Origin of the sequence: Spongiivirga citrea (assembly GCF_010671565.1) — a bacterium.
Lineage (GTDB): Bacteria > Bacteroidota > Bacteroidia > Flavobacteriales > Flavobacteriaceae > Spongiivirga > Spongiivirga citrea.
Map to the genome: position 1 here is coordinate 37,222 of NZ_JAABOQ010000002.1, position 24,349 is coordinate 61,570.

The 24,349-nt window shown below is 36.5% G+C and carries 25 protein-coding genes; 14 read left to right on the plus strand and 11 right to left on the minus strand.

Translation table 11 applies throughout. The features are described 5' to 3' along the window. Positions 1–425 precede the first annotated feature (425 nt). The 3 genes from GWK10_RS03780 to GWK10_RS03790 all read right to left on the minus strand — a co-directional run bounded on the left by GWK10_RS03780 (position 426) and on the right by GWK10_RS03790 (position 2,706). Positions 426–1,193 (minus strand): CDP-alcohol phosphatidyltransferase family protein, encoded by a 768-nt coding sequence (locus GWK10_RS03780; RefSeq protein WP_164029588.1) that lies wholly within the window; start codon positions 1,191–1,193, stop codon positions 426–428. Between the two features lie 107 nt (positions 1,194–1,300). Beyond that, complete coding sequence (locus GWK10_RS03785; protein WP_164029589.1) at positions 1,301–1,972, minus strand: ZIP family metal transporter; 672 nt, start codon at positions 1,970–1,972, stop codon at positions 1,301–1,303. A 2-nt stretch (positions 1,973–1,974) separates the two neighbouring features. Further along, a complete protein-coding gene (locus GWK10_RS03790; protein WP_164029590.1) occupies positions 1,975–2,706 on the minus strand; it encodes a class I SAM-dependent methyltransferase in 732 nt (243 codons plus the stop codon). Between the two features lie 57 nt (positions 2,707–2,763). Between GWK10_RS03790 and GWK10_RS03795 the strand changes: the two genes are divergently transcribed. After that, a complete protein-coding gene (locus GWK10_RS03795) occupies positions 2,764–3,924 on the plus strand; it encodes a THUMP domain-containing class I SAM-dependent RNA methyltransferase (RefSeq protein WP_164029591.1) in 1,161 nt (386 codons plus the stop codon). Between the two features lies 1 nt (position 3,925). Then, positions 3,926–4,159, plus strand: a complete 234-nt coding sequence (locus GWK10_RS03800) for a DUF2207 domain-containing protein (RefSeq protein ID WP_164029592.1) — start codon at positions 3,926–3,928, stop codon at positions 4,157–4,159. Here the strand turns inward: GWK10_RS03800 and GWK10_RS03805 are convergent, their stop codons facing one another. The 3 genes from GWK10_RS03805 to rlmD form a co-directional block, all read right to left on the minus strand. After that, on the minus strand, positions 4,160–4,906 hold the full coding sequence (locus GWK10_RS03805) for a DUF6048 family protein (protein WP_164029593.1): 747 nt from the start codon (positions 4,904–4,906) through the stop codon (positions 4,160–4,162). Then, positions 4,887–5,414, minus strand: a complete 528-nt coding sequence (locus tag GWK10_RS03810; RefSeq protein ID WP_164029594.1) for a DUF6452 family protein — start codon at positions 5,412–5,414, stop codon at positions 4,887–4,889. The genes GWK10_RS03805 and GWK10_RS03810 overlap by 20 nt, the downstream gene beginning before the upstream one ends. Positions 5,415–5,483: 69 nt before the next feature. After that, positions 5,484–6,893: a 23S rRNA (uracil(1939)-C(5))-methyltransferase RlmD gene (gene rlmD / locus GWK10_RS03815; protein WP_164029595.1), complete on the minus strand. Its 1,410-nt coding sequence runs from the start codon at positions 6,891–6,893 to the stop codon at positions 5,484–5,486. A 115-nt stretch (positions 6,894–7,008) separates the two neighbouring features. Between rlmD and GWK10_RS03820 the strand changes: the two genes are divergently transcribed. The 3 genes from GWK10_RS03820 to rocD all read left to right on the plus strand — a co-directional run bounded on the left by GWK10_RS03820 (position 7,009) and on the right by rocD (position 9,385). Further along, positions 7,009–7,566 carry an RNA polymerase sigma factor gene (locus GWK10_RS03820; protein WP_164029596.1) on the plus strand — a complete coding sequence of 186 codons (558 nt, stop codon included), beginning with the start codon at positions 7,009–7,011 and terminating at the stop codon, positions 7,564–7,566. Beyond that, on the plus strand, positions 7,556–7,942 hold the full coding sequence (locus GWK10_RS03825; RefSeq protein ID WP_164029597.1) for a DUF6768 family protein: 387 nt from the start codon (positions 7,556–7,558) through the stop codon (positions 7,940–7,942). Before GWK10_RS03820 ends, GWK10_RS03825 begins: the two co-directional genes overlap by 11 nt. A 162-nt stretch (positions 7,943–8,104) precedes the next feature. After that, entirely contained in the window at positions 8,105–9,385 is a 1,281-nt protein-coding gene (gene rocD / locus GWK10_RS03830; protein ID WP_164029598.1) for an ornithine--oxo-acid transaminase, read from the plus strand. A gap of 72 nt (positions 9,386–9,457) precedes the next feature. Here rocD and GWK10_RS03835 read toward each other — a convergent pair whose 3' ends face one another. Together GWK10_RS03835 and GWK10_RS03840 are read right to left on the minus strand one after the other, a co-directional pair. Beyond that, positions 9,458–9,784, minus strand: coding sequence for a CCC motif membrane protein (locus GWK10_RS03835; RefSeq protein ID WP_164029599.1), 327 nt, complete (start codon positions 9,782–9,784; stop codon positions 9,458–9,460). 11 nt (positions 9,785–9,795) lie between these two features. After that, positions 9,796–10,098: a DUF2752 domain-containing protein gene (locus GWK10_RS03840; protein ID WP_164029600.1), complete on the minus strand. Its 303-nt coding sequence runs from the start codon at positions 10,096–10,098 to the stop codon at positions 9,796–9,798. Between the two features lie 67 nt (positions 10,099–10,165). Between GWK10_RS03840 and GWK10_RS03845 the strand changes: the two genes are divergently transcribed. Beyond that, a complete protein-coding gene (locus GWK10_RS03845) occupies positions 10,166–10,402 on the plus strand; it encodes a hypothetical protein (RefSeq protein WP_164029601.1) in 237 nt (78 codons plus the stop codon). Continuing rightward, the gene (locus tag GWK10_RS03850; RefSeq protein WP_164029602.1) at positions 10,402–10,947 is read left to right on the plus strand and encodes a Smr/MutS family protein; all 546 of its coding nucleotides are present in this window, start codon (positions 10,402–10,404) and stop codon (positions 10,945–10,947) included. Before GWK10_RS03845 ends, GWK10_RS03850 begins: the two co-directional genes overlap by 1 nt. Here the strand turns inward: GWK10_RS03850 and GWK10_RS03855 are convergent. After that, entirely contained in the window at positions 10,944–11,471 is a 528-nt protein-coding gene (locus tag GWK10_RS03855; RefSeq protein WP_164029603.1) for a hypothetical protein, read from the minus strand. The genes GWK10_RS03850 and GWK10_RS03855 overlap by 4 nt on opposite strands. A gap of 103 nt (positions 11,472–11,574) precedes the next feature. On the opposite strand from GWK10_RS03855, the gene GWK10_RS03860 reads away from it, so the two are divergent. Next, entirely contained in the window at positions 11,575–12,720 is a 1,146-nt protein-coding gene (locus GWK10_RS03860) for a cysteine desulfurase family protein (RefSeq protein WP_164029604.1), read from the plus strand. Positions 12,721–12,838: 118 nt separating this feature from the next. After that, the gene (gene ccsA / locus GWK10_RS03865; RefSeq protein WP_164029605.1) at positions 12,839–16,081 is read left to right on the plus strand and encodes a cytochrome c biogenesis protein; all 3,243 of its coding nucleotides are present in this window, start codon (positions 12,839–12,841) and stop codon (positions 16,079–16,081) included. 2 nt (positions 16,082–16,083) lie between these two features. Here the strand turns inward: ccsA and GWK10_RS03870 are convergent, their stop codons facing one another. Continuing rightward, positions 16,084–16,437, minus strand: a complete 354-nt coding sequence (locus tag GWK10_RS03870) for a D-Ala-D-Ala carboxypeptidase family metallohydrolase (RefSeq protein WP_164029606.1) — start codon at positions 16,435–16,437, stop codon at positions 16,084–16,086. Between the two features lie 137 nt (positions 16,438–16,574). Here GWK10_RS03870 and GWK10_RS03875 point away from each other — a divergent pair, with 137 nt between their 5' ends. Continuing rightward, positions 16,575–17,981, plus strand: coding sequence for an MATE family efflux transporter (locus GWK10_RS03875; RefSeq protein ID WP_164029607.1), 1,407 nt, complete (start codon positions 16,575–16,577; stop codon positions 17,979–17,981). Between the two features lie 15 nt (positions 17,982–17,996). Here the strand turns inward: GWK10_RS03875 and GWK10_RS03880 are convergent, their stop codons facing one another. Further along, positions 17,997–18,239, minus strand: a complete 243-nt coding sequence (locus GWK10_RS03880) for a hypothetical protein (protein WP_164029608.1) — start codon at positions 18,237–18,239, stop codon at positions 17,997–17,999. Between the two features lie 146 nt (positions 18,240–18,385). Between GWK10_RS03880 and GWK10_RS03885 the strand changes: the two genes are divergently transcribed. From GWK10_RS03885 to GWK10_RS03900, 4 genes are all read left to right on the plus strand, one after another. Further along, complete coding sequence (locus GWK10_RS03885; protein WP_239540697.1) at positions 18,386–19,261, plus strand: peptidyl-prolyl cis-trans isomerase; 876 nt, start codon at positions 18,386–18,388, stop codon at positions 19,259–19,261. 1 nt (position 19,262) lies between these two features. Then, complete coding sequence (locus GWK10_RS03890; protein WP_164029609.1) at positions 19,263–20,690, plus strand: peptidylprolyl isomerase; 1,428 nt, start codon at positions 19,263–19,265, stop codon at positions 20,688–20,690. A 4-nt stretch (positions 20,691–20,694) separates the two neighbouring features. After that, positions 20,695–21,648: an AAA family ATPase gene (locus GWK10_RS03895; RefSeq protein ID WP_164029610.1), complete on the plus strand. Its 954-nt coding sequence runs from the start codon at positions 20,695–20,697 to the stop codon at positions 21,646–21,648. A 381-nt stretch (positions 21,649–22,029) separates the two neighbouring features. Beyond that, a complete protein-coding gene (locus GWK10_RS03900; protein WP_164029611.1) occupies positions 22,030–24,303 on the plus strand; it encodes an aconitate hydratase in 2,274 nt (757 codons plus the stop codon). Positions 24,304–24,349 lie beyond the last annotated feature (46 nt).

Below are 24,349 nucleotides of genomic sequence, written 5' to 3' on the forward strand. Positions count from 1 at the left end.
AAGTTCGAAAAGAGGATCTTTGAGCGTGACCATCTCTGCGAACCGAACTCTATATTAAATGAGAAATAAATTCTCATTAACTCAAGTGAAAATTACTTCACATTATTGGGTTGTATACCATACAAATGATGCACAAAATGTAACAATAGTTGTATAACAGGCTAATTTTAGTAAAACAGGCTTATTATTAGCTAACTACATTATATAAACTGAAGAAAATTATTGTTTATTGCTGCCATAATATATTGTATACCATTAATATTTAAACCGTTGGGATCCTGTATATCAATTTTAGAATAAAATCCAAGAAAACCTTTTATACAGCTATTATAAAACAAATAGGAGAAGAAATTATTAATCCATAAAAGGGGTCTTTAAGTTCTAGGGCTTTTTATAGATTTTAAAGTCTTACTTTGAGAGTTGTATTATTCTAAGACGTATTTTCTAATACCAATAAAAACTAAAATTAAGATAGAATATCCCATAAAAAATGGAATTACAAATTCTTCTAAATTTAAAAGTAGCATTAGAGCCATAATAAGAAGTTGGAATCCCAGACCATACATGGAGACTAGGGTCATAAACCATTTTGGAAAGGGTTTACCATTCATTGCATTTCTATCTAAGTAATAGATGGTCTTATCAAAAACGATGTAGAGTACATCGTAAATCTTATAAAAGATATCGACAGTTCGTTGTTTTTCGCCTTCCATGGCTTCTGGTACGACATTTTCAACAACTCTACTTGTTGTGTCGCCGTTTAGATTATTTCGTAGTATAACGTAGTAGTAGTTGTACACCGTTCCTTGTAGTTGAATCCCAATAAATGCGAGTAGCATAAAGATAATAGAACCATCTGTGATGTGCCAGAAGGTAAGAAGGAACAGAAAATTCAAAATGATGTCGGCGATAGAGTCGTAATAACGACCGGTATAAGATGGTGTGTTTTTTATTCTAGCTAATTCACCATCAGCTGCGTCTAAAACAGATTTTAAAACTAAGAAAAACGCGGCTGCAACATTGTAATTATTCAACATACAAATAATTGCAATAATTCCCGAAATAATGAACATAGTTGTCACATGAATGGGAGTGAGGCTTGTTCCTTTAAGAGATCTTGCAATGAGGCGAGCTGGCGATCTTCCGTAATCCGATAGATCAATAAATTTATGTTGTTTGGGAAGTTTTGACATAAGCTCTAAGTGGGCATTTGGTAAAGGTACTTCGACTAAATCGATTTATTACTTTAATGCAATTAAAATGTAAACTAAAGCTATATGACCGAATCAAACACCTGAAGTTAAAGTATTAGGTAAGCGACACTAATTCCCAAGATGATTGTAATGATTTTTGCCAAATTGAATTTATGTCCAGCAGAACTCTCAAAAAGAATAGTCGTACTGATGTGAAGGAATATTCCAATTACAACCGCACTTATTTCGGCTAAATAGTCTCGAAAAAATGAAACATGTTCGCCTAAATAACTTCCTAGCGGTGTCATTAAAGAAAATAAGAGTAGAAAGATAAACGTATAGCCTTTACTAAATCCGCTTTTGATGGTAAATGAGGTTAGTATTATCGCGATTGGTAATTTGTGGACCATAATGCCGTAAACTAGGTGATCATGATGATGTACAGGAATTCCTTCCAGTAATGCATGTATTGTTAGACCAATTATAAGCGCTAGTGAGAATGTTTTTTTCTCTTTGTCGATATGCATATGTCCATGCTCTGCACCTCGTGACAAGAATTCTAAACTAATTTGCAGTAAGATACCAACCATTACTAGTAGCCCGATGGTTTTTGAATTGTTAGAAAAGACCTCAGGAATCATCTCTAAAACAGTGATCGATAACAAGAAGGATCCACTAAATGCCAATAATAGTTTTTGCTTCTTATCAATAATAGGTTTGAAAAGAATGACGACTAGGTAAGCAATTAAAACAGATGCTATTAATAAAAGGTATTCCATTATTACTTAAAGACCATAATGAGACGCTCTGACGAATCTTGCTTAAAGCTTCCCAAATTATAATCACCAAAAATATCTAAAAGATCAATACCAGCTTTATCAAAATATTTTTGAAAATCATCTAAAGAAAGAGAACGTACTTTTTCTATATAAGTACGTTTTTCGCCATCTACGGTAAAAGTAATTTCTTTAATAATGTGACCGTTTTCAACATAACGTTCTATATGAAATTCAATACCATCAACCATCTTAACCTCATGAGGAACAAGATTTGGTATTACCTGATCAACATTCATGAAGTCTAGTACTGCCAATCCTGTTTCATTAATATTTTTTTTGATGGCTTTCAGTGCTCTTAAATTGTCATCGTCACTATCAAAATATCCAAAACTGGTGAAAAGGTTAAAAACGGCATCAAATTGTTTGTCAAAAGGAACACACATATCATGTTCTACAAAATGAAGCGTTTCGTTTTCATATTGTTTGGCAAAGTCAATACTGTTTTTAGAAAGATCAGCTCCTGTAACATCAAAGCCTAAACTGTTTAAATAAATGGAATGGCGGCCTTTACCGCAAGCTAAATCTAATATTTCGTCATCTGCCCCAAGTCCGAGATAGGTTGTAAGCTTGTCCATGAAGAGTTGTGCTTCATTACTATCTCTATCTCGATATAAAATGTGGTAATATTCCGTATCAAACCAACGACCATACCAATTTTCAACTTCTTTTATCATCTATTCAAACTAAGGCGGCTAAATTAGCCTATTTTTGCAATCTAAAAGTCGCTTTTAATGCAAAATAATTACGAAATGGTTGCTAAAACTGCCTACGGCCTAGAAGGTGTTTTAGCAAAAGAACTTCGCAATCTCGGTGCACAGCATGTAAAAGAAGGAGTTCGCGCTGTTACATTTGTTGGGGATAAAGGTTTTATGTACAAAGCCAATTTATGCTTACGGACTTGTATCAAAATTTTGAAACCAATAGAGCGATTTTGGGTTCGTGATGAAAAATCACTGTATAATCAGGTGTATAAAATGGATTGGAACCAATACATTAAACCCGATCAAACTATCGCGATTTACGCAACGGTGCATTCTGATCTTTTTTCTCATTCAAAATACATCGCTTTAAAAACCAAAGATGCTATCGTTGATCGCATTCGCGATGATCATGGAACACGACCAAATATAGATACTGCTCACCCTCATGTACAAATTAATGTGCATATTGATAAAAGTAACTGTACAATTTCATTAGACACCTCAGGAGAATCACTTCATAAAAGAGGATACCGAACGGCGACGAATATCGCTCCATTAAATGAAGTCTCTGCAGCCGGATTATTGCTGCTGTCAGGATGGGATGGACAGTGTGATTTTTTAGATCCTATGTGTGGTAGTGGTACAATACCTATTGAAGCTGCAATGATCGCAGCTAATATACCGGCAAACTTGAATAGAAACGAATTCGCTTTTGAAAAATGGCCGGATTGGGATGTTGATCTTTATGAGACTATCGAAGATTCGATGATCAATAAAATCCGAAATGTGTCATATTCGATTACGGGTTATGATAAGGCTCCATCTGCAGTTAATAAGGCGAAGGATAATGTAAAGAATGCCAATTTGCAGGAGTTCGTTACTATTAGACATGAGGATTTCTTTAAGACGAAAAAAGAGACCGAAGGGCCACTTCACATTGTCAGTAATCCTCCTTATGGCGAGCGTATTGCGATTGAGAGTGAATCTTTTTACGGGAATATTGGTACGACTTTAAAACACGGTTATCCAGGAACAAATGCATGGATGATTACCTCTGACATAGAAGCTTTGAAATATGTTGGCTTGCGTCCATCAAGGAAAATAAAGTTGTACAACGGGAAATTAGAAGCTAGATTTGTGAAGTACGAAATGTACGAAGGAAGTAAAAAGGCCAAAAAACAAAACCAATAAAATGTCTGTAAAAACCAAAGCACTCATCTTTAATTTTATCTGTTTTGCGATTTTATTTCTGGCTTTCCGCTTCGGAATTTCTGCGCTCGGACTACAATTACCTTATATCCCGCTTGTCGTAATTAGTGTTGTTTTGGCAAGTCTTATTGCTCCAAAATTTGGTGTACGTACTAAAGATGGCAAAGAGGTACTTATAATGAAGACTTTTTTAAGGAAAGACATTAAAGAATTTTAATTATCGATCCTTTTTAAAAATGGGAATTCGATAGCTCAGGGTATAATTAAACCCTACTCCAAAACTACTATCTTCAGTAACTTTATTGAAGCCTGGAATCCAGAGATTTGCAAAACTATCAGGTTCAGTGCTAGTAAACAACCGTGAGATGCGAACACTTGCACCCATATAAAAATTATTGAAAAGTTCAACCTTCGCTCCAAAGACTAGTTCAAGCCAGCTAGCATTTAGTCCTGAGAACTCGGTGCCAGGTTCAGAAAGTGTGTTTTCTTCAAATACTGCTTGATTTCTATCAATAAGACTAAAACTATTTAAGGTTTGGGAAAAGGTACTAAAGCTGTAGCGACCACCAATATAAATCATATTATCCATGCCATACCAATTGTTGTATAGCTGATAGTCAACACCAAGTTTAATATAACTACCCTTCGCAGTAAAGTTAACTTGCTTGTCATCAATGGTATGTTCTTCGTTACCAAGCTCAGCAGCAATATATAGTTTTTTTGAAATTCGAAAATCCCCAACTATCTCAAATCCTGTATAGTTTTCTTCGTCTAAAAAAGTGAAAACAGGACGACCTAGGTCGATACCAAAACGAAGACCGTATTTATCTTTTTTAGAAATTGAATCCCGGGCGGTTTCAATAAGTTCACCTTGTGGTGTCTCTTCATCTTTAGGTGCTTCTTCCTGTGCCACCATATAAGATGACACCAATAGCAAGAGTATGCTAGTGAAATATCTTAACATGGGCAGCATTTTCATTTTCTACAGTAGTGTTAATAATTTCAATAGCAGGGTCAGCGGCAATCCATTTATCGATATCTGGACTGCTAACTTCAGTTAATTCGAAGATAGCCCGAAAGCCACAGGCTCTAGATATAAACTCATCAGATCTGGTATATGTAATATCAAGCGTGTCAATTTGACCAGTTTCGTTACCATCATCATTGGAAGCTGAATTATTGATCAATAAATATCGGGTTGTTAGTTGTTGTGTTCTCAATGGAATAGCAATTGAATCACGATCAGTGCGATCACCTGTTTCAAAGAAGACATTGGAGTCTTCCCTTACGGCAACTACCCGCAGGCTCGGAACAGCTTTTACTGTTTCAATATCTGTAGCATCAAAAAATCGGATAATTAACTGCGGAGTATCTGGAGTCACCTCGGAGCAAATATCATCTTTCTCGCAGCTATAGCTAATAAAACCTATTGCAATAAGACTAAAAACAAAAACAAAAAAACGTTTGTTCATATATATCCGAAATGGGATTTGGAGTAAAAATAATTTAATTTTTAAAAGCACTAGCTTCCAGTTGCCATTTTATCTTTTTTCTAACAAGACTACATTTTCAATATGGTGTGTTTGCGGAAACATATCTACAGCTTGTGTTTTTGTTACTTTGTAAACATCATTTAACTGTGCAAGATCTCTGGCTTGTGTTGCGCTATTACAGCTAACATAAACTATTTTTTCGGGTGCTATATTTATTATTTGCTGGACCACATCTTTATGCATGCCATCTCTTGGGGGATCAGTTATAATAACATCTGGTTGACCATGAGTTTGTATAAACTGATCGTTAAATACACTTTTCATATCACCAACATGGAAACTGGTATTTTCAATTCCATTATGCTTTGCATTTTCTTTTGCTGCCTTAATGGCGTCAGGTACAGCTTCAACTCCAACAACTTTCTTCGCTTTTTTTGCTACAAATTGAGCTATTGTTCCAGTTCCGGTATACAAATCATACACTAATTCATCGCCCGTTAATCCTGCAAAATCTCTTGCTGTTTTGTATAATGTATAAGCTTGATCTGAATTTGTTTGGTAGAATGACTTCGCATTAATTTTAAACTGAAGCCCCTCCATTTCTTCAAAAATGTGATCACGGCCTGTATAACAAATTACTTCCTGATCATAAATAGTATCGTTAGCCTTGCCGTTAATTACATATTGAAGCGATGTGATTGTAGGAAAACGATCTTTGAGGTGATCTAGTAACAATTCTCTTTTTTCAATATCTTCTTTAAAGAATTGAATAAGCACCATAATCTCACCAGTTGATGTAGTGCGAATCATCAATGTTCGGAGCAATCCAGTCTGATTTCTAGTATTGAAAAAATCTAGCGAATTCTTAACAGCAAATTCTTTTACTGCGAGTCTAATTGCATTAGAAGGATCGGCTTGTAAATGACATTTTTTTATATCGAGAATCTTATCCCACATACCAGGTATATGAAAGCCTAAGGCATTGCGGTCTCCAAGGTCTTCACCAGAACCAATTTCTTCCTTTGTTAACCATCGACTATCAGAAAATGAGAATTCCATTTTATTGCGGTAGAAAAACTGCTCCTTACTACCTAGGATAGGACTAACTTCTGGTAATTCAATTCCGCCAAGACGGGTTAAATTATTCGTAACCTCCTGTTGCTTATAAAATAACTGATGTTTGTAATCCATATGTTGCCACTTACAGCCTCCACAAACCCCAAAATGTTCGCATGCGGCTTCGGTGCGCTTATCTGATAGCGAATGAAAATGAACAGCACTCCCTTCAAAAAAGGCCTTTCTTTTCTTGTAGGTTTGAATATCGACAACATCACCAGGAACGGCATTATCGACGAATATTACTCTACCATCCGGAGCCTTCGCAATCGATTTTCCTTTAGCACCAGCATCAATAATTTCGACCTTTTCAAAAAGCTGTCTTCTGTTTTTTCTTGCCATGCGGCAAAAGTAGCTATTTTGTTGGTAGATTAGGATAGGATTTTACGGCGACTGAGTAGAAAAATGAAATTAATTGGGAACCTTTTGTAAATCGATATGTCTATAGATAAAGTAAATGTGCAGTCCAGATAAGATATTAGATTCTTGGTTGGTTTTATCCTACAAAACAGGCAACAATAAGGCACTTGCATTATTGGTGAAACGGTGGCATAAGAAATTATGTCGTCAGGCTTTTTGGTACACCAAGGACATGGACAGCGCTAAGGACATCGCACAAGATTCATGGCAGGCAATTATCAATAATATCCATAGCCTTAAAAATGCGGATCAATTTGGTAGTTGGGCATTAACAATTGTTACCCGAAAGGCAATCGATTATAACAAGAAGCATAACAAATTAAATAGAAACTTTCAAGTTGAGGGAATAGCAGAAAATACCAGAGATCCTAATCAAATAAGCCTAGAAGATGATAAGCTTTTAAAAATTAGAAAAGGACTAAGGCAACTGCAAGATGATAAAAGGCAGATATTGACGCTGTTTTATTTGGAAGGATATTCATTAAAAGAAATAAGTGCCATTTTGAAAATGCCGATAGCTACAGTAAAAACAAGATTATTTAGAGCAAGAGAAAAATTAAAATCAATTATAAAAAATGCCAATTATGAAAAATGATAAGGAAGAGATAGATAAGCTTATTAAACAAGCTTTAACCGAGGAGGAAGCTCAGTTTTATGACGAGTTAGATGAACAAAACTTAATTCAAAAGTTCGGAAATGTCCATAAAGGGAAAACCGGTTGGCTTGCAACAATTATGACTGTGTTTAACATCGCTGTAGCAGTGCTGTTAGTTTATTGTATTGTTCAGTTTTTAAATACGGAACAGACTAACGAGTTAATTAAGTGGGCTGCTGCTGGTTTTTTATGTATGATTTTTATGTCGATGATCAAGCTGTACGTCTGGCTGCAAATGGATAAGAACGATATTTTAAGAGAGTTGAAGCGCCTAGAGCTTCAAGTGGCTTCTTTTTCTTCAAAGCAGAACAAGTGAGTCTCAGAATATTTTATTAGCCTGATTATAATTAGTAATTTGCGCTCCTCTAGGGATGATTTCTCTCCCACGCTGAATTTTCGTCTCGATACTCATCGAGATTCAGAAAGGATAAAGGTACAGTAGGAATGGTTATTTTATGAACTTAAAACATTAAATGAAATGGCTGTTTTAGATCAAATTACTTCGCAAGAAGCTATTAACTTAGAAAATGAGCATGGTGCTCACAATTATCATCCGCTTCCCGTGGTTTTAAGCAGAGGGGAAGGTGTGTATGTTTGGGATGTTGAAGGCAAGAAATACTTCGATTTTCTCTCTGCCTATTCCGCAGTAAACCAAGGACATTGCCATCCACGAATTGTTAATGCAATGACTGAGCAGGCAAAAACCCTGACATTAACTTCGCGTGCGTTTTACAATGACATGTTAGGTAGATTCGAAAAATTTGCTACCGAGACCTTTCACTTTGATAAGTTGCTTCCTATGAATACGGGTGCAGAAGCAGTAGAAACTGCCTTAAAACTATGCAGAAAGTGGGCTTATGAAGTAAAAGGTATTAACGAAAATGAAGCCGAGATTATTGTTTGTGAAAACAATTTTCACGGGAGAACAACAACAATTATCTCCTTTTCCAATGATCCGGTAGCACGAAAAAACTTTGGCCCTTATACTAAAGGGTTTATTAAAATTGAATATGACAATTTAAAGGCTTTAGAAGATGCTTTGAATAGCAGTAATAATATTGCTGGCTTTTTGGTAGAGCCAATTCAGGGTGAAGCAGGAGTATATGTACCAAGTGAAGGCTATTTAGCTGCCGCAAAAGCATTATGCGAAAGGCACAACGTCTTGTTTATAGCTGACGAAGTACAAACCGGAATTGCAAGAACTGGTCGATTATTAGCCACTTGTGGAAATTGTTCATGTGCCGATAAGCACTGTTCGGGAACACCAGAGATAAAGCCGGATATTTTAATATTAGGTAAAGCTTTATCTGGTGGTGCATATCCAGTTTCGGCTGTATTGGCAAATAATGACATTATGAATGTTATAAAACCAGGTAATCACGGAAGTACTTTTGGCGGGAATCCAGTTGCAGCTGCCATTGGTATGGCCGCCTTGAGTGTTGTTAAAGACGAAAGTTTAGCTGAGAATGCTCAGCAATTAGGTGAATTGTTTAGAGCGGAATTATCTAAATACATTGAAACGAGCAATATCGTGAATGCCGTAAGAGGAAAAGGTCTTCTAAATGCGATCCTTATTAATGATACCGAAGAAAGTAGTACTGCCTGGGATATTTGTATGGCATTAAAGGAAAATGGATTGTTAGCAAAACCAACACATGGAAATATCATTCGTTTTGCACCACCTTTGGTGATGACCAAAGATGAGTTATTAGAATGTGTAAGTATTATTACAAGGACACTTAAAGCTTTTGAGAACTAAAATTTCACGATTTTTATACTAACAAAAAACCCGCCAATTGGCGGGTTTTTTCTTGATAAAAGATTTTATTATTTATTGGTCTACACCCCATTCTTCAAGAATCATTCGCTGTTGTTCTTGTAGTTCATCCCAACCAATGGTCGAAATTCTATAAATGGTCCAACCTAAATAAAGTATGTTGATAATTAAAGCAATAAGCGCTATAATTTTAGCAGTCTTAATTTGATTATAATTATCGTAATTCTCTGGGTTTTCTTTATACTGTTTTTCAGCTTTGTTTGCTAAAAAGAAACCGATTCCTGCAGGAATAAATCCGATTCCGCCAATACAGCAACAAAGATATCCGAAAACCCCAAGAATTATACTTAGGACTCCATTAGGTAATTTTTGTTTTTCCATAATTTAATTATTTAGTGTGTGGTTATTTTAATAATATAACTAATGATGATTGTTGCCACGGTAATTGCGGCAGTAATAGTAATTATTTTAGTTGAATATTTGAACTTAACGAAAATGTTGAGAATAATGAAGATCGTTAATAATAAAAGCCCATAAATTCCTGGATACATTTTGAATGCAGCGATAAACTCTCCTTCATAAATTAACGCAAGTGATCGCTGTATACCACAGCCCATACAGTCAAAGCCTAAATACTTTTTTGTAGAGCAGGGTAGCATGTATTTGTCAAGATCACCGACCAAAAAAAGGTTCATAAAGAGTCTAAGTTGCAGCTAAAAATAGTATTATTTTTGTGAACCAAAGTTATTTTTATAAAAAAGCATGAAGTATCCTAAATATATTGATTACACCCTATTATTAGTAGGGGCTATTTTTCTACTTTTTGAACAAGCCAAAGACGAGGATGCCAATATTTATATTCTCATTGGTTCCCTGATTGTTTTCATGTACGCTCTGTATCGAGTGACTAGTATTTGGACAAAAGCTAATCCGCGCAAAGCAAGGGAGGAATTTCCCTCTTTGGAAGATACTATTGAACAAGAAAAAGATGAGGACTAATGAAGTTTGTAGTTGGTGATCGGGTTGAAGCATTAGACGATGTAATTTCAGGTATCGTACAAAAGATAGATGGTAATACAGTTACTATTGAAACTGATGAAGGATTCCCAATGACACTTCAATCGCGCGAATTGATAAAAAAGCAAGAAGGAATTCAGGTATCTAATGCCCAAGTTGCTAGTATTAAAAAGGAGAAGGAAATACCAAAGAAGCCAAAATCCACAAAATCAAGACCTAAAGATCGTTCTATACCTGCAATGGAAGTTGATTTGCATATTCATCAGCTCGTCGCGAATGAAGGAGGAATGGAACCTCATGATAAATTGACACTACAGCTCGATACGGCAAAACGCCAATTAGAATTTGCAATGAGAAAACGAATACAGCGTATCGTTTTTATTCACGGGGTAGGCGAAGGAGTATTAAAATTAGAATTGCAGTACCTTTTTAAGCATTATGATAATGTCAAATTCTATGATGCCGACTATCAGAAATACGGATTAGGTGCTACCGAAGTATATATTTATCAGAATGTAAAACCCTAATTCTTCGTCGTTGTAGTTTCAGGAGCAGTAGTACTAAAATTCCCGAAAAGGTAATCGGAATCTATTAACCGTTCGCCATTACCGTCATTTTCAAAAACAACACTTTTAAATCGTATTTCATGATCAAATTGTAGCGGGTTGGTTTCATTTTGTGTGGTAGTTACCTCAATGGTTCCGCTCAATGCATTTAATTCGCTTATAACTGAAGGCTCCGTAAGCGGTACTGCCGAACAGAAATAAGTATTACTTACTGTTCCGCTGAAAATGCGAATATTCACATCAAAGTCATTTGCAGTTATTGTTCCTTCTCGAGGTTCATCTAAAACTGTTGTTTCATTTATTAAAAGACCAGCATCTAAAGTTAAAATAATGGCTTCGTCGCCATTAATAATAAATAAAACAGAGGTGTCATCATCACAGTTTTCAACCGAATCAGGATTAAAATCTAACTCTTCAACCTCTAAATCCCCATCGTCACACGAAAACAGTATAAGTGCACTTAATAAAAAGAGTATTTTTTTCATTTTTAATACTTGTTAGAGCAAATGTAATAGAAAAGTAAGGTAACGAAACACACATTAAGAATAATTTATTTGATTTACTTTTGCGCTTATAAATTGTACTCCTGTGAATGTATATTTAGATAATGCAGCGACAACCCAAGTACGGGGTGAGGTAATAGAAAAAATGCAAGAAGCACTTGCCCTTAGTTTCGGTAATCCTTCTTCCACACATAGTTTTGGTCGTACATCAAAAACGATCATTGAAACTGCGCGCAAAACAATTGCTCAGTATTTAAATGCAAAACCTCAGGAAATTATTTTTACTTCGGGCGGGACGGAAGCGGATAATATGATTATGCAATGTGCAGTGCGGGACTTGGGAGTACAAACGATTATTACTTCGGAGGTAGAACATCACGCTGTTTTACATACGGCAGAAGAGCTAGCTAAATTAGAGGGAATTACTTTAAAATTTGTAGACCTAAAGGATTGTGGTACGCCAGATAGTGATCATCTAGAAGCATTGTTGAAAGAAGATGATTCGAAAAAGTTGGTAAGCCTAATGCACGTGAATAATGAGGTAGGGAATATGATTGATATTAATGCTGTAGCCAATTTATGCAAACAGCATAACGCATTATTCCACTCAGATACTGTGCAATCAATAGGGCATTTTAAACTCGATGTTGAAGAAACTCCAGTCGATTTTATGGCTGTTGCTGCTCATAAATTCCATGGTCCAAAAGGAATTGGATTTGCATACATTCGAAGAAATTCTGGATTAAAACCTCTTATTTTTGGAGGCGCACAGGAGCGAGGTTTTCGAGCGGGCACGGAATCTGTGCATAATATTGTCGGTTGTGCTGAAGCAATTAAATTAGCTTATGATAATCTAGATGAAGAAAAGGCGTATGTGTCTGATCTTAAAAAATATTTCATCGATCAACTAAATTCAGAATTACCAGGTTGCACTTTTAATGGCAATAGCGAAGATTTTGAAAAAAGTACCTACACTTTAGTCAATGTTAATTTGCCAGTGCCTGAAAATAAAGCATTAATGCTGCTATTTCATTTGGATATAAAAGGGATAGCTTGTTCAAAAGGTAGTGCTTGTCAATCAGGAAGTGCATTGGGTAGTCATGTGCTTAACAAAATTCTATCTGATGACGAATTGAAGCGTCCGTCGGTTCGTTTTTCTTTTTCAAAATACAATACGAAAGAAGAGCTGGATTACGTTATTAAGGAATTGAAGGAGTTTGCCAATAATTAGCAAGAAATCTAATAAGATATCTTTAACAATTCTGAAAAACTTTTTATCCACCATAAATACTGCAAAAAATGGTGAAATGAACTAATTTTGCACCAGTTTTACGCAAACGAACTACTTCATGGAAAACGCCATTGCGAAAGTCTTATTCTCCACGAGATTAACTGCTGTTTTATTTATTGTTTTTGCCATTGCTATGGGGCTTGGCACCTTTGTTGAAAGCTGGTATAGCACCGAAACAGCCAGAGCTTGGATTTACAATGCATGGTGGTTTGAGGCGATTATGATCTTTTTTGTTGTTAACTTTTTAGGCAATATTTTTAGATATCAACTGCATAAAAAAGAAAAATGGTCCATTTTGACTATTCATCTTTCTTTTATTTTAATTCTTGTAGGAGCTTTTGTTACCCGCTACATTAGTTATGAAGGTGTGATGCCAATTCGTGAAGGCGAGGCATCGGATTATATGCTTACCGAAAAGACCTATGCGACATTTTTTATTGATGGTGATATTGACGGGAAAGCAATGCGAAAAACACTTCAGGAAGATGTTTTGCTAACACCAGAAACAAGTAATAATTTTAAATACGATAGCGATTTTAATGGCGTGCCCTTTACTATTGAAATGGTTGATTTTATTGATGGTGCAGAAGAAACACTTGTTGAGGCTGAAACAGGCAAGAATTACCTAAAAATTGTAGAGTCGAGCGGAGGAACACGACATGATCATTTTTTAGAAGAAGGACAAGTTACAAGTATTCATAATATTTTATTTGCCTTAAATAATCCAACTAAAGGTGCAATTAATATTGATACTACTGGAGAAGAATATACGATTGATTCGCCTTTTGAAGGGGAATTTCTTCGTATGCGAGATCAGCTAAAGGGTAACTTAGTAAAAGATAGTATTCAGCCTTTACAACTTCGATCATTATACACTACTGCGGGAATGCAATTCGTTATTCCCAATCTCCTGATAAAGGGAGTATATGATGTAGTTGACGTTCCTGAAAATGAAAATAAACCTGATGCTATTGTGGTCGATATTACATCAGGAAATGAGAAAAAACAACTTAAAGTATTAGGAGGTAAAGGTTTTAATCAACCACCAAAACAGACAATGGTTAACGGCTTAGAGTTTTATGCTACATATGGTTCTTTGCGAAAGCAATTGCCATTTAGCTTAAAACTAAACGATTTTATCGCTGAAAAATATCCTGGCACTGAGCAAAGCTATTCTTCATTTATGAGTAAGGTAACTGTTCAGGATACCGAGTCTTATGATTACGATATCTATATGAATCATGTTTTAGATCACGGGGGGTATCGGTTTTTTCAGGCTCAATTTGATCCAGATGAAAAAGGAACAATCTTATCAGTAAGTCATGATTTCTGGGGAACCTGGATAACCTATATTGGATATTTCTTGTTATACATTGGATTATTATGGGTCTTGTTTGATCGTAAAGCTAGGGTTGCAGATCTCAATAGAATGCTTGCAAAAATAAAAGAAAAGAAAGCGGCATTAACCCTATTGTTCTTATTCGGACTAAGCTTTACTGTAAGTGCTCAAGAGCATGGACCTAATGATGGGCACGACCATTCTCAAGAACAAGAGGTTCGAGTTGAAAATGGAAATGTAGTTCAAGAAGAAAAGCCTGCGGATATTACAGCTCACAATCACTTCGCAAAGCCGGATACTAAGTTAACTACAGAACAGCTAGATTCAATAATCATTGCAAATGCTGTTAGTAAGGAGCATGCTGCGAAGTTTGGAAAACTTGTAATTCAAGATTTGGGTGGCCGAATGAAACCAGCCAATACTTATTCCTCCGAGTTCTTGAGGAAGTTGAGTAAAAAAGACGAGTATAAGGGATTGGATGCAAATCAAGTACTGATTTCCATGGTTGAAAATCCAGCAATTTGGTATAACATTCCATTGATAAAAATGAAATGGGAGAACGATAGTATTCGTAAAATAATTGGTGTTGAGTCCATGGAAAATGCCACGTTTTTAGATTTCTTTAATGAAAAAGGTGAGTACAAACTATCACCATACCTTCAAGATGCCTATCGCGCAGCAGTACCAAATTCCTTTCAAAAAGGCTTTAAAGATGCTGATCAAAAACTTAGCCTTATTTCTTCAGCATTAGACGGTGAGGTTCTAAAACTATTCCCAGTACCAAATAGCCCAAATAATAAATGGGTTTCGTATCCAGAATTAAAGGAGTATTCTTTTAAAGATAAAGACTCGCTAATTGCATACAAGGTACTACCGTCTTACTTTTTTACCCTTCGAGATGCCAGAAAAAATAATAACTACGAGGAGTCTGATCAACTGCTATCTATAGTAAAGGAATATCAAAAAATGAGAGGTGCTGAGGTGATTCCTTCCGAAGAAAAAATTGAAGCAGAATACCTTTACAATAAATACAACATCTTTCAAAAACTCTATCGCTATTATGCCGTGTTTGGCGTGTTAATGTTCATTTTCTTGATTGTTTACATTTTCAAAGAATCAAAAGGTATTAAGATTACATACAATGTTTTTAAAGTTGGTATAGTATTGTTATTTGTCGCACATACAGCTGGTTTGATAGCACGTTGGTATATCTCAGGACACGCGCCTTGGAGTGATGCTTACGAGTCGATTCTTTATGTGGCGTGGGCAACAATGGGAATAGGCTTAATATTTATGAGAAAGTCCGATATGACGGTTGCGGCATCTGGTTTTGTTACAGCTTTATTACTATGGGTAGCCCATCAAAGTTGGACAGATCCTGCAATTGCAAACCTCCAACCAGTACTTGATAGTTACTGGCTAATGATACACGTTGCTGTTATAGTGGCGAGCTACGGACCTTTTACCGTTGGGTTTATTCTCGGAACCGTCTCATTGCTATTGATGCTTTTGACCAATACCAAGAACAAAAAGAAAATGGATCTTAATATTAAGGAACTCACCATTATTAATGAACTAGCTCTTACTGTTGGTCTAGTTATGCTTACCATCGGTAACTTTTTAGGCGGCCAATGGGCCAACGAGAGTTGGGGGCGTTATTGGGGTTGGGATCCTAAAGAAACATGGGCGCTAATAAGCATTATGATATATGCTTTCGTTATACATATGCGCTTAGTGCCAGGACTTCGCGGTCGATGGTTGTTTAATCTTATGGGCATAGCTGCATTCGGTAGTATTATGATGACTTACTTCGGAGTAAACTTTTACCTTTCTGGATTGCATTCCTATGCTAGTGGTGAAAAGATTGTCACACCATCATTTGTATATTATGCGGTTGCCGGAGTTGCAATTTTAGGTACGGCATCTTATTTTCCTTATAAAAAGTATTATAAGAAAAAATAAGATTAATACATCCAAATTACATTTTGCACCTTCTGGTCATCGGCGTCAATATGAATAAACCGATCGGATATTCCGATTCTTGTAAAACCTACGGCTATCGCAGCATTAATAATAATTGATCTGGTTTTACTGTCTTTGCACCGTAGATCAACCGCTACACCTTTGGTATGACTCGAGCCGTTCACACCACCAACCCTTTTGTTATGTGCTCTGGTCCGATAGCCCGAAGTAATGATAAATGGAATTTTTGCTTGTTCTCGGGCAGCTATTAACATCTTAAGAAAATGTGGTTTCATTTTTGCTCCGCTGCCAGGTTTGTCTGGTGAGTCGAACTCTTCTTGCTTGAAAAACTTCATAGTTAAAAGTTTGATTGTTTTATAAATAATATATATTTGTAACGTTATGAAGCTCTAAGTATTGAACATTCGATCTTTTTTATGCAAACACCGTTCTAGGTGTTAATGCATATTCTATTCATTCAATACTTATTATAATGCGTTCAAATTCATATACTTTCAAATCAATTTTTAATGTACTTAAAGCTGCAGTAAACGGTTCTCAACAGGATTTTACCTCTGGGAGTATTCGCAAAGCGGTCTTCATGTTATCTGTTCCCATGATCTTAGAGATGATGATGGAATCAATATTCGCACTAGTAGATGCCTATTTCGTGTCCAGTTTAGGGCCAAATGCAATCGCTACAGTTGGACTCACTGAATCTGTTTTAACCCTAGTATATGCCGTTGCAATCGGATTAAGTATGGGTGTTACGGCAATTGTTGCCCGAAGGATAGGTGAAAAAGATGAAAAGGGAGCTTCTAAGACTGCAGTTCAAGCAATTTTCCTTGGTTTTATTATCGCAATGTTGATTAGTGTGGTTGGAATTCTTTTTCCAAAGGAAATTCTTCGACTAATGGGAGGAGAACCCGACCTTATTGAAGAAGGTTTCGGCTATACTCAGATTCTTCTTGGTGGAAATGTGACTATCATGTTGCTATTCTTGATTAATGCCGTTTTTAGAGGCGCGGGAGACGCTTCAGTAGCGATGAAAGTCTTAATTTTTTCTAACCTGTTGAATATTATTTTGGATCCGATGTTCATTTTTGGATTCGGACCTATTCCTGCTTTTGGAGTTAAAGGGGCTGCAATTGCTACGACTATTGGAAGAGGCTCAGCAGTACTTTTGCAATTACTGATTCTTTTTAAAGGATGGAGTAAAATCAAGGTTGGATTCCATAATATGGTTTTAGAAACAACCTTAATGATCAATTTGATCAAGGTATCGCTGGGTGGTATTGGTCAATTCATAATCGGTACTAGTAGCTGGGTATTTTTAATGCGAATCATGGCCGAATTTGGTAGCGAAGTGCTCGCAGGCTATACCATTGCAATACGAGTATTGTTGTTTACCCTAATGCCCTCGTGGGGTATGAGTAATGCAGCAGCAACACTTGTAGGTCAAAATTTAGGAGCCAAGAAACCAGAACGTGCCGAACAGTCGGTATGGAAAACTGGTAAATACAATGCCTATTTTATGGTATTTGTATCCATTTTCTATCTGATTTTCGCTAAAGAGATCATATCAATTTTTAGTGAAGAAACAGACGTAGTTTATTACGGAGCTCTAAGTTTACGAGTTATAGCTGCCGGCTATATTTTTTATGCATACGGAATGGTGGTAATTCAATCCTTTAATGGTGCAGGTGATACAAAAACTCCAACGATCATTAACTTTTTCTGTTTTTGGGTATTCCAGCTGCCGTTTGCCTATGCCGCAGCTATTTGGTTTGAAATGGAAGCATTGGGCGTATTATTGGCCATCACCTTTGCAGAAGTATTAATCGCAGTGGTAGGGATTGTCTGGTTTAGAAAGGGAAAATGGAAAGAGGTGTCGGTATAATTCTGCATTCCGCATTCATAATTCTGAATTAAACAACTGTCCCCGATGTGGTTTCAAATCCTGACGTATTATGTTTACAAACGATTCATCAGTAACTAGCCAAACCTCGGTTTTAAACTCGCTTAGTTCATGAATTTTTAATAAGTGGTGTTCAATTGTTTTTTGCTGTAAATATTTAATTAAGTGAATTTCGTGATGTTTGGCAGTTTGCATTGCAGCTGGCCCACGAAAATCCCATATCATTTTAACCTTTTTCATCTAGTGTTTGGTCAATACTTCATAAATTATTGGTAAATGTAATCATATCTAAAATAGCTCTTAGGTTTACACGTTACAATAAGGTGTTGCAAACAATGGTAATATTGTTATTTTTGCGGCTTGCGGTAGTAACTAAGTAATTCCTTTTGAATAAAATTTTTAATCATATCAGTACGCAAAGAATAGTATTGTTTTTGTTGGTGGCGTTTGCCGTTCAATCATGCGATTTATTTCGACCAAAACAAGAAAAGGAAGCAGTTGCGCGAGTAGGTGAGTCCTTTTTATATAAGGAGGATATTGAGCGCCTATTAAGCGGTAACGTTTCAAAACAAGATAGTGCGGTATTGGTTTCAAATTATATTAATAATTGGGCGACACAGCAACTGCTTTATAATAATGCCCTTATCAATATTTCAGAAGAACGTCAACAAGACCTAAATGCACTTGTAAACGAGTATAAAAACGACTTGTTTGCAAAAGTCTACAAAGAGGCAGTGGTTAAAACCAATATTGACACCGTGGTGCTGTCAGTCGATTTATTAAAGTATTATGAGGCTAATAAGGAGAATTTTAAACTAAATGAAGAGCTTTTAAAGCTGAGATATATTCATTTGGGAGTTGATAATTCAGACGTTGATGAGGTAAAGGATTATTTGAAGAACTTTGAGTTGGAAGACCGTCAAAAATTAGATTCACTTTCATTACAGTTCAATGCGTTTTCTTTAAACGATTCCATTTGGGTTAAAGCGGCGCAAGTGTATAACAAACTTCCCAAGCTAACCGATAGACAACGCGATAAATACTTAAAAAAATCACAATTCTTTGAGCTTAAAGATTCCTTAGGGGTATATTTGATTTACTTAAAGGATATGCTTCAAAGAAATGAAACTGCACCTCTAGAATATGTCAAACCAACCATCAAGCAAATAATTCTGAATAAGCGAAAGCTAGAGTACATACGAAATTTTGAAAAGGAAATATTGACAGATGCTACAAAAAATAACAAGTTTGAAACTTATTAATATGATGAAGAAAAGTGTATTTGCACTGGCTGTTTTATTGACAGTACAGGTCGCAAAAGCGCAAGATGATGCCGATGTTGCGGTGGCGAATGATACCGTGATGGCTCCAGCTGTTGAAAAAGATACTGTAAAAGCACCATTTAAGCGTGTTAAACTTGATGGAGTTGCTTCCGTTGTCGGGGATTATGTGATTTTAGATTCTGATATCGATAAAACGATTTTTGATCTAGCTCGCCAAGGTATTGACACTAGAAAGTTAACACGTTGTGAACTGCTAGGGAAATTGATGGAAGATAAACTCTATGCCCACCATGCGGTTCAGGATAGTGTGGTTGTTAGTGACGCTGAAATTAATGATTATGTAGATCGCGTAATTCAGTATTTCGTTCAGGAAAAAGGAAGCTTGGAAAAAGTACTAAAATTTTACCGTAAGGATAACGAAGCAAGTTTCAGAAAACAGTTATTCGACATTAATAAAGAGCAAAAATTAGCTCAAAAAATGCGAGAAACTATTACAGATGAGGTAGAAATCACTCCAGAAGAGGTGCGTACCTTTTTTAAAGGTATTCCGGATGATGAAAAACCCAAATTTGGTGCGGAATTAGAAATCGCTCAAATTGTTATAGAGCCAGTTATTCCTAAAGACGTCGAGGATGAGACTGTTGAAAGGTTAAAAAGAATGCGAAAGGAAATCATAGAAGATGGTGTGCCTTTCCGTACGCAGGCTATTTTGTATAGTCAGGATCCAGGATCTAGTTCTAAAGGTGGGTATTATCCATTAACGAAGCAAACAAATTTTGCTAAGGAGTTAAAAGATATGGCTTTTAGCCTTGAAGTTGGACAAGTTTCAGAACCTTTTAAAACTGATTTCGGTTGGCATATTGTTACAGTTGATAAAATTAGAGGGGAGGAGCTAGATATTCGCCACTTATTATTAATCCCAGAAGCGCCAAAAGCTGAAGTACTAAAAGCAAAGGAACGTATGGATAGCATTCGTCTAGCGATTGCTAAAAATGAGATCACCTTTTCCGATGCCGCTTTAAGATTTTCTGAAGAAAAAGAAACGCGTCAAAATGGGGGTAAATTGATCAATCCAGCGACCTTCGATACTAAGTTTGAGTTGACAAAAATGGAACCAACTTTGTATCAGCAAATTCAAAACTTAGCCGATGGTGAGTTATCGTTACCATTAATAGATCAAAGTCAACCAGGGAAGAAAAAATTCAAAATCCTAAAAATAACCAATAGAATAAGTGCTCATGAAGCGGACTATTCCAAGGATTATATTAAGATTAAAGAACTTGCGCTAAAACAAAAACAACTTGATGTTATAAGAAAATGGACGCGCGAAAAGATAATTGACACGTACATTAACTTAAGCAATGATTACTCGGGCTGTAATTTTGCTAACAATTGGCTAAAAAAATAACTGCATGTCCGACGTCGCTGCTGTCAACCTTTTGGTTGAAAAACACAAAGCTTTAAAGAATGAAATTGCTAAGGTCATTATTGGCCAAGAAGCCGTAGTTGAGCAGATTTTATTATCTGTTTTTTCTGGTGGACATGCCTTACTTATCGGAGTGCCTGGTTTAGCAAAAACATTAATGGTAAACACCATTGCCCAGGCATTAGGATTGAATTTTAAGCGAATTCAGTTTACACCAGATTTAATGCCTAGTGATATATTGGGTAGCGAAATTCTCGATCAAAACCGGGAGTTTAAATTTATTAAAGGGCCCGTTTTTTCCAATATTATTTTGGCTGATGAGATCAACCGTACACCGCCCAAGACTCAGGCTGCTTTGCTAGAAGCCATGCAAGAGCGTGCTGTGACCGTTGCTGGCCATCATTATCAGTTAGACCTACCATATTTCGTCTTGGCAACGCAAAACCCTATTGAGCAAGAAGGAACTTATCCATTGCCAGAAGCGCAATTGGATCGATTTATGTTTGCTATCGAACTGACGTATCCTTCTTTCGAAGAGGAAGTGAATGTAGTAAAGGCTACCACGACCGATACAACAGAAACAGTTAGGCCGCTGTTTAGTGCTCAAGAAATTATAGATATTCAACACCTTATTCGTCGTATCCCTGTAGCTGATAATGTGGTGGAATATGCAGTGGAGATAGTTTCCAAAACAAGACCTAAAGGAGCAAAAGCAACAGAGTTGGTAAAACAATATGTCGATTGGGGCGCAGGACCAAGAGCTTCTCAAAACCTCATTTTAGCAGCTAAGTCTCATGCGGCAATTAATGGTAAGTTCTCTCCAGATATGGAAGATGTTCGTGCCGTTGCTATGGGAATTCTACGTCACCGAATTATAAAAAACTACAAGGCAGAAGCTGAAGGTATTACCGAAGAACAGATTATTACTAGTTTATTTTAGTATTTGCTATGTCTCCTGGAGTGCCGTCGAGAGGTTTTCCTAATAACTTTAAGTATGTCTTCTTGAGTATTAGAGACTACATCGGATTTGTTAGTTTATACTCACTTTCTACTAGATGACTGAGAATTTATCAGCATTAATCGATAACGATTTCGGCTACTTTATACAATAAATCGATTTGATCAAAAAAAATGTAATGAAAATCATTATTAAGTTGGCAATTTTCAACAAAGATTATTAACGTTTTCCTAAATTAATCTCATTTTTCATTCAAAAAAATTAGAATTATTTAAATGATATCCTTAGTTGTTGAATATCTTTTAAAAGACTACTGCATTTCGTAAATTTGACACACTTTATAAACCAATAAACAAATAGATAATGGCATTTGATATAGATATGATCAAAAAAGTTTACGAAAACATGGCAGAGCGTGTTAACGCTGCTCGTGAGCTAGTTGGTAAACCATTGACACTTTCTGAAAAGATTTTGTATTCTCATTTATGGGAAGGAAAAGCAAGCAAAGCGTATACACGTGGTAAAGACTACGTGGACTTTGCGCCAGATCGTATCGCATGTCAAGATGCAACTGCCCAAATGGCATTATTACAGTTTATGCAAGCTGGTAAAAATAAAGTAGCTGTACCAACGACGGTGCACTGCGATCACTTAATTCAAGCAAAAGAAGGTGCTGAAAAGGATCTTAAAAATGCAAATGATGTTTCTAGCGAAGTCTTTAACTTCTTAGAATCAGTATCTAATAAATACGGAATTGGTTTCTGGAAACCAGGCGCTGGTATTATTCATCAGGTAGTTTTAGAAAACTACGCATTTCCTGGTGGGATGATGATTGGTACCGATTCTCACACAGTAAATGCTGGTGGACTAGGAATGGTTGCAATTGGTGTTGGTGGTGCTGACGCGGTTGATGTAATGGCAGGAATGGCTTGGGAGCTTAAATTTCCAAAGTTAATCGGAGTTAAATTAACAGGAAAACTTTCTGGCTGGACTGCTCCAAAAGATGTAATTCTAAAAGTAGCAGAAATTCTTACCGTTAAGGGGGGAACAGGAGCTATTGTTGAATATTTTGGACCAGGAGCGACTTCAATGTCTTGTACAGGTAAAGGTACGATCTGTAATATGGGTGCTGAAATAGGAGCAACAACTTCGACTTTCGGTTATGACGATTCTATGGAGCGCTACCTGCGTGCAACAGAGCGAGCTGATGTTGCTGATGCAGCAAACAGAGTAAAAGAACATTTAACTGCCGATCCGGAGGTATACGCAAATCCGGAGAAATATTTTGATCAAGTAATAGAAATTAATCTTTCAGAATTAGGCCCATTGTTAAACGGTCCTTTTACACCCGATCTATCTACGCAGGTAGGTTCGGCTATGACGGAAAAGGCAACGGAGAATGAATGGCCTTTAGATGTTGAATGGGGATTAATAGGTTCTTGTACGAATTCATCTTATGAAGATCTTTCAAGAGCATCATCTATAGCGCAACAAGCTATTGATAAAGGATTAAAAATGAAATCAGAACTGGGAATCAATCCAGGATCTGAGCAAGTGCGTTTTACGGCAGAGCGCGACGGAATTTTAGATGTCTTTGAAAAACTAGATGCTAAGATATTTACCAACGCATGTGGACCATGTATTGGGCAATGGGCACGTTATAGCGATCCTAAAAATGCACCAAAAAATAGTATAGTACATTCATTTAATAGAAACTTTGCAAAACGGGCCGACGGGAATCCAAATACCCATGCATTTGTTGCATCACCGGAATTAACCGCTGCAATAGCTATTTCGGGTCGACTAGATTTTAATCCGCTTACTGATTCTTTAATTAATGAAGAAGGACAAGAAGTAAAGTTCGATGAGCCAACAGGATGGGAACTTCCACCAAAAGGATTTGATGTAAAAGATAATGGCTATTTAGCTCCAGTCGAAGATGGCAGTGGAGTAAATGTGGTAGTAAGCCCAACTTCTGAGCGTCTTGAGTTATTGACTCCCTTCGAGCCAATTAAGAACGAAGAAATGCAAGGCATGAAACTGCTTATTAAGGCTTTCGGTAAATGTACCACCGACCATATTTCTATGGCTGGACCTTGGTTGCGTTTCCGTGGTCACCTTGATAATATTTCTAATAACTGTTTGATTGGTGCTGTAAATGCTTTTGGTAAGAAAACCAATTTTGTCAAAAACCAATTAACAGGTGAATATGGTGGAGTACCGGATACACAACGTGAATACAAAGCTGCAGGCATTAAGACTATTGTTGTGGGAGATCATAACTATGGTGAAGGTTCATCTCGAGAACATGCTGCTATGGAACCTCGTCATTTAGGTGTTGCTGCCGTGATTGTAAAATCTTTTGCTCGTATTCATGAAACAAACCTGAAAAAACAAGGAATGTTAGGGTTGACGTTCGCGAACGAAGCAGATTACGACCTTATTCAAGAGGATGACACCTTCAACTTTATAGATATCGCTGATTTTGCGCCGGGAAAACCACTAACGATAGAAATTGTTCATGCCGACGGAAACAAGGATACTATTAAAGTAAATCATACATATAACGATTCTCAAATTGAGTGGTTCCGCGAAGGAAGTGCATTGAATTTGATTAAAAAGGAAAACGCCGCATAGGGCGTTATTCCATTTATAACTTTAGTGAAAAAGCATTCTAAAATTC

Excerpts from the sequence above, each read along its gene's own strand:
- GWK10_RS03850 (WP_164029602.1), top strand. The coding sequence starts at position 10,402 with ATGAAGTTTGTAGTTGGTGATCGGGTTGAAGCATTAGACGATGTAATT.
- GWK10_RS03785 (WP_164029589.1), bottom strand. The coding sequence starts at position 1,972 with ATGGAATACCTTTTATTAATAGCATCTGTTTTAATTGCTTACCTAGTC.
- GWK10_RS03825 (WP_164029597.1), top strand. The coding sequence starts at position 7,556 with ATGAAAAATGATAAGGAAGAGATAGATAAGCTTATTAAACAAGCTTTA.
- GWK10_RS03875 (WP_164029607.1), top strand. The coding sequence starts at position 16,575 with ATGCGTTCAAATTCATATACTTTCAAATCAATTTTTAATGTACTTAAA.
- GWK10_RS03845 (WP_164029601.1), top strand. The coding sequence starts at position 10,166 with ATGAAGTATCCTAAATATATTGATTACACCCTATTATTAGTAGGGGCT.
- GWK10_RS03855 (WP_164029603.1), bottom strand. The coding sequence starts at position 11,471 with ATGAAAAAAATACTCTTTTTATTAAGTGCACTTATACTGTTTTCGTGT.
- GWK10_RS03835 (WP_164029599.1), bottom strand. The coding sequence starts at position 9,784 with ATGGAAAAACAAAAATTACCTAATGGAGTCCTAAGTATAATTCTTGGG.
- GWK10_RS03795 (WP_164029591.1), top strand. The coding sequence starts at position 2,764 with ATGCAAAATAATTACGAAATGGTTGCTAAAACTGCCTACGGCCTAGAA.
- GWK10_RS03870 (WP_164029606.1), bottom strand. The coding sequence starts at position 16,437 with ATGAAGTTTTTCAAGCAAGAAGAGTTCGACTCACCAGACAAACCTGGC.
- GWK10_RS03840 (WP_164029600.1), bottom strand. The coding sequence starts at position 10,098 with ATGAACCTTTTTTTGGTCGGTGATCTTGACAAATACATGCTACCCTGC.
- GWK10_RS03800 (WP_164029592.1), top strand. The coding sequence starts at position 3,926 with ATGTCTGTAAAAACCAAAGCACTCATCTTTAATTTTATCTGTTTTGCG.
- GWK10_RS03900 (WP_164029611.1), top strand. The coding sequence starts at position 22,030 with ATGGCATTTGATATAGATATGATCAAAAAAGTTTACGAAAACATGGCA.
- GWK10_RS03790 (WP_164029590.1), bottom strand. The coding sequence starts at position 2,706 with ATGATAAAAGAAGTTGAAAATTGGTATGGTCGTTGGTTTGATACGGAA.
- GWK10_RS03805 (WP_164029593.1), bottom strand. The coding sequence starts at position 4,906 with ATGTTAAGATATTTCACTAGCATACTCTTGCTATTGGTGTCATCTTAT.
- GWK10_RS03895 (WP_164029610.1), top strand. The coding sequence starts at position 20,695 with ATGTCCGACGTCGCTGCTGTCAACCTTTTGGTTGAAAAACACAAAGCT.
- rlmD (WP_164029595.1), bottom strand. The coding sequence starts at position 6,893 with ATGGCAAGAAAAAACAGAAGACAGCTTTTTGAAAAGGTCGAAATTATT.
- GWK10_RS03810 (WP_164029594.1), bottom strand. The coding sequence starts at position 5,414 with ATGAACAAACGTTTTTTTGTTTTTGTTTTTAGTCTTATTGCAATAGGT.
- GWK10_RS03780 (WP_164029588.1), bottom strand. The coding sequence starts at position 1,193 with ATGTCAAAACTTCCCAAACAACATAAATTTATTGATCTATCGGATTAC.
- ccsA (WP_164029605.1), top strand. The coding sequence starts at position 12,839 with ATGGAAAACGCCATTGCGAAAGTCTTATTCTCCACGAGATTAACTGCT.
- rocD (WP_164029598.1), top strand. The coding sequence starts at position 8,105 with ATGGCTGTTTTAGATCAAATTACTTCGCAAGAAGCTATTAACTTAGAA.
- GWK10_RS03890 (WP_164029609.1), top strand. The coding sequence starts at position 19,263 with ATGATGAAGAAAAGTGTATTTGCACTGGCTGTTTTATTGACAGTACAG.
- GWK10_RS03880 (WP_164029608.1), bottom strand. The coding sequence starts at position 18,239 with ATGAAAAAGGTTAAAATGATATGGGATTTTCGTGGGCCAGCTGCAATG.
- GWK10_RS03820 (WP_164029596.1), top strand. The coding sequence starts at position 7,009 with ATGTGCAGTCCAGATAAGATATTAGATTCTTGGTTGGTTTTATCCTAC.